The organism is Streptomyces sp. NPDC054932, from assembly GCF_053610205.1.
Genome location: NZ_JBSGXU010000301.1, coordinates 1 through 6401, shown reverse-complemented (window position 1 = coordinate 6401; position 6401 = coordinate 1). Strand labels below are relative to the sequence as shown.

At 71.5% G+C, this 6401-nt stretch carries 6 protein-coding genes; 2 read left to right on the top strand and 4 right to left on the bottom strand.

Going from position 1 to position 6401, the window contains the following annotated elements:
- Positions 1-20: 20 nt before the first annotated feature.
- Positions 21-1196 (bottom strand): glycerophosphodiester phosphodiesterase, encoded by a 1176-nt coding sequence (locus ACWGE1_RS39325; RefSeq protein WP_453425270.1) that lies wholly within the window; start codon positions 1194-1196, stop codon positions 21-23.
- Between the two features lie 293 nt (positions 1197-1489).
- Here ACWGE1_RS39325 and ACWGE1_RS39320 point away from each other — a divergent pair, with 293 nt between their 5' ends.
- Positions 1490-2119, top strand: a complete 630-nt coding sequence (locus ACWGE1_RS39320) for a lysophospholipid acyltransferase family protein (RefSeq protein WP_030765574.1) — start codon at positions 1490-1492, stop codon at positions 2117-2119.
- A 7-nt stretch (positions 2120-2126) separates the two neighbouring features.
- On the opposite strand, the gene ACWGE1_RS39315 is transcribed toward ACWGE1_RS39320, so the two are convergent.
- The 3 genes from ACWGE1_RS39315 to ACWGE1_RS39305 all read right to left on the bottom strand — a co-directional run bounded on the left by ACWGE1_RS39315 (position 2127) and on the right by ACWGE1_RS39305 (position 5755).
- Entirely contained in the window at positions 2127-3593 is a 1467-nt protein-coding gene (locus ACWGE1_RS39315) for a membrane-associated oxidoreductase (RefSeq protein WP_453425269.1), read from the bottom strand.
- Positions 3594-3662: 69 nt separating this feature from the next.
- Positions 3663-5207: an MFS transporter gene (locus ACWGE1_RS39310; RefSeq protein ID WP_453425268.1), complete on the bottom strand. Its 1545-nt coding sequence runs from the start codon at positions 5205-5207 to the stop codon at positions 3663-3665.
- Entirely contained in the window at positions 5204-5755 is a 552-nt protein-coding gene (locus ACWGE1_RS39305; protein WP_453425267.1) for a TetR/AcrR family transcriptional regulator, read from the bottom strand. The genes ACWGE1_RS39310 and ACWGE1_RS39305 overlap by 4 nt, the downstream gene beginning before the upstream one ends.
- 89 nt (positions 5756-5844) lie before the next feature.
- On the opposite strand from ACWGE1_RS39305, the gene ACWGE1_RS39300 reads away from it, so the two are divergent.
- Positions 5845-6354: an HAD domain-containing protein gene (locus ACWGE1_RS39300; protein ID WP_453425266.1), complete on the top strand. Its 510-nt coding sequence runs from the start codon at positions 5845-5847 to the stop codon at positions 6352-6354.
- The last annotated feature ends 47 nt before the right edge of the window (positions 6355-6401 follow it).

Sequence of the window (6401 nt, the reverse complement as noted above, 5' to 3'; positions counted from 1 at the left end):
ACTCGTACGGGAAGCCTCGCTCAGCGGTTGACGGGGCGCCGGCCCGGACGGAAGGCCTCCGCCGCGAGCAGTCCGGTGTCCGGGTTGTCGGTGAAGATCCCGTCGATGCCCTGTTCGAAGTAGGTGCGGAAGGCGGCGAGGGCGTCCCCGTAAGCGGTCGGGTCTGTGCCCCTGCGGTACTCGGCGGGCAGGAAGCTGTTCTCGTTGCGCGCGGTATAGGGGTGCAGCAGCAGTCCGCGGGCGTGCGCGTCCTTCACCAGCGTGGTCGGCGCGCCGAGCCGCCCCTGCGCGTCGCGCGGGAGGATCAGGTCCATGGTCGGGCCGATGCCCTGGGCGAAGCCGGCGATCCACTTCAGACCCTCGGGCTTGACCAGGTCCGCGACCGTACGCGGGTCCTTGGCCAGTTCGAAGTCCCAGGGGCGGGTGCCCGCGGCCGAGAGCAGGACCACGCGGGGCGCGGAGACCAGCCGGGAGAGGCGCTGGATGCTGGAGGGCTCGAAGGACTGCAGGAAGACCGCGGCGCCCCGGCCGTCGCGCCCGTAGCGGCGCAGCAGCTTGGCGAGGCGCTCCTCCAGGCCGAGGCCGAGGCCCCGGAAGTAGCTGGGGTGCTTGGTCTCCACGTGCAGCCACACCCGCCTGCCCCGCCGCTTGCCCTCGCGGTCGGCCCAGCGCAGGACCTCTTCGAAGGTGGGCACCGCCCACTGGCCGTCGTAGAGCGTGTTGCGCTGGCGGACGGCGGGGATGCGTTCCTTCGCGCGCAGCGTCCTCAGCTCGGCCAGGGTGAAGTCCTCGGTGAACCAGCCGGTGACCGGGACCCCGTCGACGGACTTGGTGGTGCGCCGGGAGGCGAATTCGGGGTGGTCGGCGACGTCGGTGGTCCCGCCGATCTCGTTCTCGTGGCGGCACACCAGATGGCCGTCCCGGGTCGGGACCAGGTCCTGCTCGACGACGTCGGCCCCGAGGTCGAGGGCAAGCTGGTAGGAACCGAGAGTGTGCTCCGGCCGGTAGCCGCTGGCTCCGCGATGGCCGATGACCGTCGGGTGGGGCAGGTCCCGGTGGCCTCCGTCGCCGCGCCCGTCGCCGTACCCGTCGTCCGCCGCGGAGGCGGATCCCGCCGCGAGTCCGGTGATTCCGGTCCCCGCCGCCAGGACGGCCGCCCCCAGGACCGTGCGCCGCGCTGCCCCACCCTGTGTCATGAGTGCCACTCCTCGTCGTGAACGCCGTGTCGCGGCCCGCGATCGGCGTGCCGATGGTAGGCAAAGGGGGGTGGCCGAAGGGGGTGCCACGACGGCACATCCGGGGAACTTGGCGCAAACATGCGTCAACAATGCGTATCCGACACGTGAACCCGATGTGCGCCAGGAGCTGACCCGCGAGTATCGTCCTCACCTGCGCTACCGCCGCTGGGTGGGTGCGCGAACCGCTTTTCGATGCCGGAGGGCCCACGTTGTTCCGTACGAAGCTCATCAAAGCCACTGTCGGACCGGTCATGCGCATGATGTTCCGCACCCGCGTGGAGGGCATCGAGAACATCCCCGGCTCCGGGCCGGTGATTCTGGCGGGCAACCATCTCACCTTCATCGACTCCATGATCCTGCCGCTGGTGTGCGACCGCACGGTCCACTTCATCGGCAAGGACGAGTACGTGACCGGCAAGGGGATCAAGGGCCGCGCCATGGCCTGGTTCTTCACCGGCTCCGGCATGATCCCCGTCGACCGTGACGGTGCGAACGGCGGTGTCGCGGCCCTGATGACCGGTCGCCGCATCCTCGAAGAGGGCAAGATCTTCGGCATCTACCCCGAGGGCACCCGCTCCCCCGACGGCCGGCTCTACCGCGGCCGCACCGGCATCGCCCGTCTGACCCTGATGACCGGCGCCCCCGTGGTGCCGTTCGCGATGATCGGCACCGACAAGCTGCAGCCCGGCGGCGCCGGCATGCCGCGCCCGGGCCGGGTCACCGTCCGCTTCGGCGAGCCGATGGAGTTCTCCCGCTACGAGGGCATGGACCGCGACCGCTACGTGCTGCGCGCCGTCACCGACTCGGTGATGGCCGAGGTCATGCGCCTGTCGGGCCAGGAGTACGTCGACATGTACGCCACCAAGGCGAAGGCCGCCTGAGGTCCTGCTACTGGCGCTGGAGCGACCGGCTGACACCCGCCGCCGTGGTGGTGGCGAGGATCCAGCCGGTCACGATCAGCAGGTACGAGAGCCACTGGTGCCAGCCGCTCGGCGCGAAGGCCGCCTCCTGGCCGAAACTGACGATCGGCACCATCAGGTCGATCGTGTAGAAGACCGCGTTGAAGTCCGGCGCCTCCCCCGCCTTCAGCGCGCGCGGCGGGTCGATCCCGTACGCGACCGACCCCGTCAGCAGTAACGCCAGCAGCCACCCCGCCGCGCGCAGCGGCCGGAAGCCGTAGCCAACGGTGACGTCCTGGAGCAGCCCCCACGCCCGGGTGGGCCGGGGCAGGGTGTGGCGGTGCCGGCGCAGCTTCGCCAGCTGGACGGTCCGGGCGGCCGCCTCGTCGCCCGCCGTACGGTAGGCCGCCGCGAGCTGTTCGTAGGCGTACGGGAGGTATCCGGATTCCTCCCGCTCCAGCGCGGGCAGTCGCTGCTCCGCCGGCAGGTGGGGGGCGAGGGTCCGGTAGGTGAGGCCGTCGATGGCGATGCGCGCGGGCCAGGTCTCCGGATCGATGTGGAGCAGGTCGAGGGTGGAGCGGCGCAGGTTCACGTCGCCCCGGATCCGGTCGCACCGGCGCAGCCACAGCTCGCCGATCGCACAGCTGGAGGCGCGCAGGGCGGTCCCGTCCGGGTGGGCGAGGTCGGCACGGCTGAGGTTGGCCTGGCCCGGTATGCGGGAGCCGGTGAGGTTGACCATGCCCTGGGCCTTCAGCCGGTGCGCGCGCAGGTCGGTGCCGACGGTCAGGTTCTCGGCGTGCAGGGCGGCTCCGCCGGGGGCGAGCAGCCGGGCCCGGTCGAGCTGGATCCGGCCGCCGACGGTGGCCCCGTTCATGCGCGTCTGACCGTGGACGGTGAGTTCCGTGGCGATGACGTCGGTGCCGATGTCGGCATGGTTGAGCTGCAGCGGCGGCTCGTCGGCGGCGCCGGGGGCGCCGATGACGGCCTGGTGGAGGAAGAGGCCGCCCGCGATCCGGGCGCCGGCGAGCCGCACCGGGCCGGTGATGCGGCAGCAGGACATCCGCAGCGCGACGTCGACGGTGAGGGTGGAGGCGGTCAGACCGGGCAGGGCCGAGTCGCTCAGCGACAGCGCGCGCAGCCGGGCCCCGAACAGGACGGGCTTGCGCTCGAACCAGCAGGCCCGCAGGCGGATCGCGTGCTCGATGTCGGCGTACTTGAGGTTGATCTTGCCGGTGATCCGGGCACCCCGGACGTTGAGCCCCGGGACCCGGCCGGTGGCCGCGGTCCTGCCGAGCAGCAGGGCGCAGAGGACTTCGGCGCGCAGGGTCCGCTCGGGCCCCCAGGTTGCCCCGTCCACCGCGTCCTCGTCCGGGCCTTCACGGAAGTCGACGCCTTCTCCCAGCACGAAGGCGTCGCAGACGCGGCGCTCGGCCGGGGTCAGGTCGTTGATCTCCATCGCCGGGATGGTGTCCCGCGGCCGGACGGACTGTCAACTCGGCCGGGGACCTCACCCTTTGGCGGGGCGTCAGTGTTCGACGCCCTCCTGGAGCCGCTGGCCCTTCAGCAGGAACCAGGCGGCCACGGCGGTGGCCAGCAGTACGGCCGCGCCGACGCCGGAGGCGAGCCGCAGCCCGTCCACGAAGGCGTCCTGGGCGGCGCCGACCATCACCTGGGCGGTGTGCGGGTCCAGTGCCTTCGCGGCCTCGACGGCCCCGCCGAGGGATTCGTGCGCGGCGTCGGCGACCGGGCCCGCGACCGAGGCCGGGGCGGTGAAGCCCTGGTAGACGCCGGTGACGATGGAGCCGAGCAGGGCGATGCCGAGGGCGGCGCCGAGCTCGTACGCCGTCTCGGAGACGGCGGAGGCCGAACCGGCCTGCTCCTTGGGGACGCTGGAGAGGATCACGTCGGCGGTGACGGTGAAGGAGAAGCCGGCGCCGAGGCCGACGACGAGCAGCGCCGCACCGAGCAGCGGGTAACCGCTCTCCTTGTGGATCACGGTCAGCACGGCGAGGGCCAGGCCGATGGCGCCGAGGCCGCCGGCCACGATGGACCGTACCGAGTACCGGCGGGCGTACCGGCCGGCGATCAGGCCGGTGACCACCGCGCCGATGGCGGCCGGCAGTTCGGCGAGGCCCGCCTCCAGCGGGTCGCGGCCCTGGACGAGCTGCAGGAACTGGGAGAGGAAGAAGACCAGTCCGGAGAGGCCGAAGACGGTGAGCAGGTCGGCGAGGACCGCGCCGGAGAAGCCGCGGTGCTTGAAGAGCCGCATGTCGAGCAGCGGGGACGGCAGGGCGAACTGACGGCGCACGAAGGCGTACAGCGCACCGGCGCCCAGGGCCGCGGTGGCCGCGACCTCCCAGGTGATGCCGTGGGTGGCGGCTTCCTTGACGGCATAGACCACGCTGATCACGCCGACGAGGGAGAGACCGACGCTGACGAGGTCCCAGGGGCCGGCGACCGGGTTCCTGGATTCGGGAAGCAGCTTGATTCCGACGAGGACCAGGGCGATCATCACAGGGAGGTTGATCAGGAAGACCGAGCCCCACCAGAAGTGCTGCAGGAGGGCTCCGCCGACGACCGGGCCGACGGCCGCGCCGGCCGAGGCGGTGGCCCCCCAGATGCCGATCGCGAGGCTGCGCTCCTTGGGGTCGTGGAAGATGTTGCGGATCAGGGCGAGGGTGGACGGCATGAGGGTCGCACCGGCCACGCCGAGCAGGGCCCGGGCGACGATCATCATCTCGGGGCTGGTCGCGTAGGCGTTGAGCACCGACACGGCACCGAACGCGACGGCGCCGGTGAGCAGCAGCTTCTTGCGGCCGATGCGGTCACCGAGGCTGCCCATGGAGACCAGGAGTCCGGCGATGACGAAGGAGTAGATGTCGCCTATCCAGAGCAGCTGGGTGCCGGACGGCTTGAGGTCCTCGGAGAGTGCGGGCGTGGCGAGACCGAGTACGGTCGCGTCGACGGCGACCAGCAGCACGGCGAGCACCAGCACGCACAGGGCGAGCCAGCGGCCGCGGCTCTTGGTCTCCGTCCCGATCGGGCTGTTCAGCTGCTGGGTGCTGCTCATTTCTCCACACTCCGTCTGGCGCCACCGAGCAAGAGCTCGGTGATCATGTACTGGAAGTCCTTGGCGGCGACCCGGCCGTCCATCACGGCCCAGGCGCAGGCGCCAACGAGGGCGTAGAGCGCCTCGGTGAGCCATGCCGGGCTCAGGTCGATCCGGATGTCGCCCTCTTCCTGGCCGCGCCGGAAGAGCGCACCGACGCGGGCGTCGAGCCGGGCCCATCCCGCGTTGACCTCGTCGCCCTCGAACAGCTGGTTCTCGGTGACGAGGAAGGCCAGCAGCTGGGCGTTGGGCTCGGACTCGGCGACCAGGCGCCCCAGCGCCTCCACCGCCGTGCCCTCGTCGAGGCGGGCGTTGTCGAACGCCACCTCGAACTCCCGGATGCCGAGTTCTTCGAGGGCCCGTACGAGTGCGTCGCGCCCGGCGAAGTGTCTGTGGAGGGTCGCGCGCCCGATGCCGGCGGCGCGGGCGACCTCGTCCATCGTGGCGGTCGACTTGCGGGAAAGCAGGGCGGCCGCATCGCGGAGCACCTGGTCACGATCCATGGCCATGAGACAAGAATACCCCGAATGAGACGTCCATGTCTCATTCCTCGCGAAAATGAGCTGCCCGAGGGCGGCCGGAACGGAATCCTGCCGAGATGAAGCCACTGCTGCTGATCGATGTCGACGGACCGCTGAACCCCTACGCGGCCAGGGCCACGCGCCGCCCGGAGGGGTACAGCACCCATCGGATGCGCCCGACGGGCTGGACGGCGGCGGAGCAGGCCAAGCCGCTGCGGGTCTGGCTGAACCACGGCCACGGGGCGGAGCTGCTCGCCCTCGCGGACCGCTACGAGCTGGTCTGGGCCACCACGTGGAAGGACGAGGCGAACGAGTGGATAGGCCCGCACCTGGGACTGCCCGAACTCCCCTTCATCGACTGGCCGGCGATGCACGGCCGGGCGCCGCGCGGCACCTTCTGGAAGACCCAGTACATCCTCGAGTACGCGGGTGCGCGGCCCTTCGCGTGGATCGACGACGACATCACGGACATGGACCGCGAGTACGTCGACCAGCGCCACCCGGCACAGGCCCTGCTGATGCGCATCGACGAACGGATCGGGCTGGTCCGCGAGGACTTCGACGCCCTGGCGGCGTGGGCCGCGTGATGCCCCCTGGAACGCCGGAGGGGCGGTGGGAGCCGACGGGCTCCCAC

Coding starts and splice junctions, on each gene's coding strand:
- ACWGE1_RS39300 (WP_453425266.1), top strand. CDS start 5,845: ATGAAGCCACTGCTGCTGATCGATGTCGACGGACCGCTGAACCCCTAC.
- ACWGE1_RS39325 (WP_453425270.1), bottom strand. CDS start 1,196: ATGACACAGGGTGGGGCAGCGCGGCGCACGGTCCTGGGGGCGGCCGTC.
- ACWGE1_RS39305 (WP_453425267.1), bottom strand. CDS start 5,755: ATGGCCATGGATCGTGACCAGGTGCTCCGCGATGCGGCCGCCCTGCTT.
- ACWGE1_RS39315 (WP_453425269.1), bottom strand. CDS start 3,593: ATGGAGATCAACGACCTGACCCCGGCCGAGCGCCGCGTCTGCGACGCC.
- ACWGE1_RS39320 (WP_030765574.1), top strand. CDS start 1,490: ATGCGCATGATGTTCCGCACCCGCGTGGAGGGCATCGAGAACATCCCC.
- ACWGE1_RS39310 (WP_453425268.1), bottom strand. CDS start 5,207: ATGAGCAGCACCCAGCAGCTGAACAGCCCGATCGGGACGGAGACCAAG.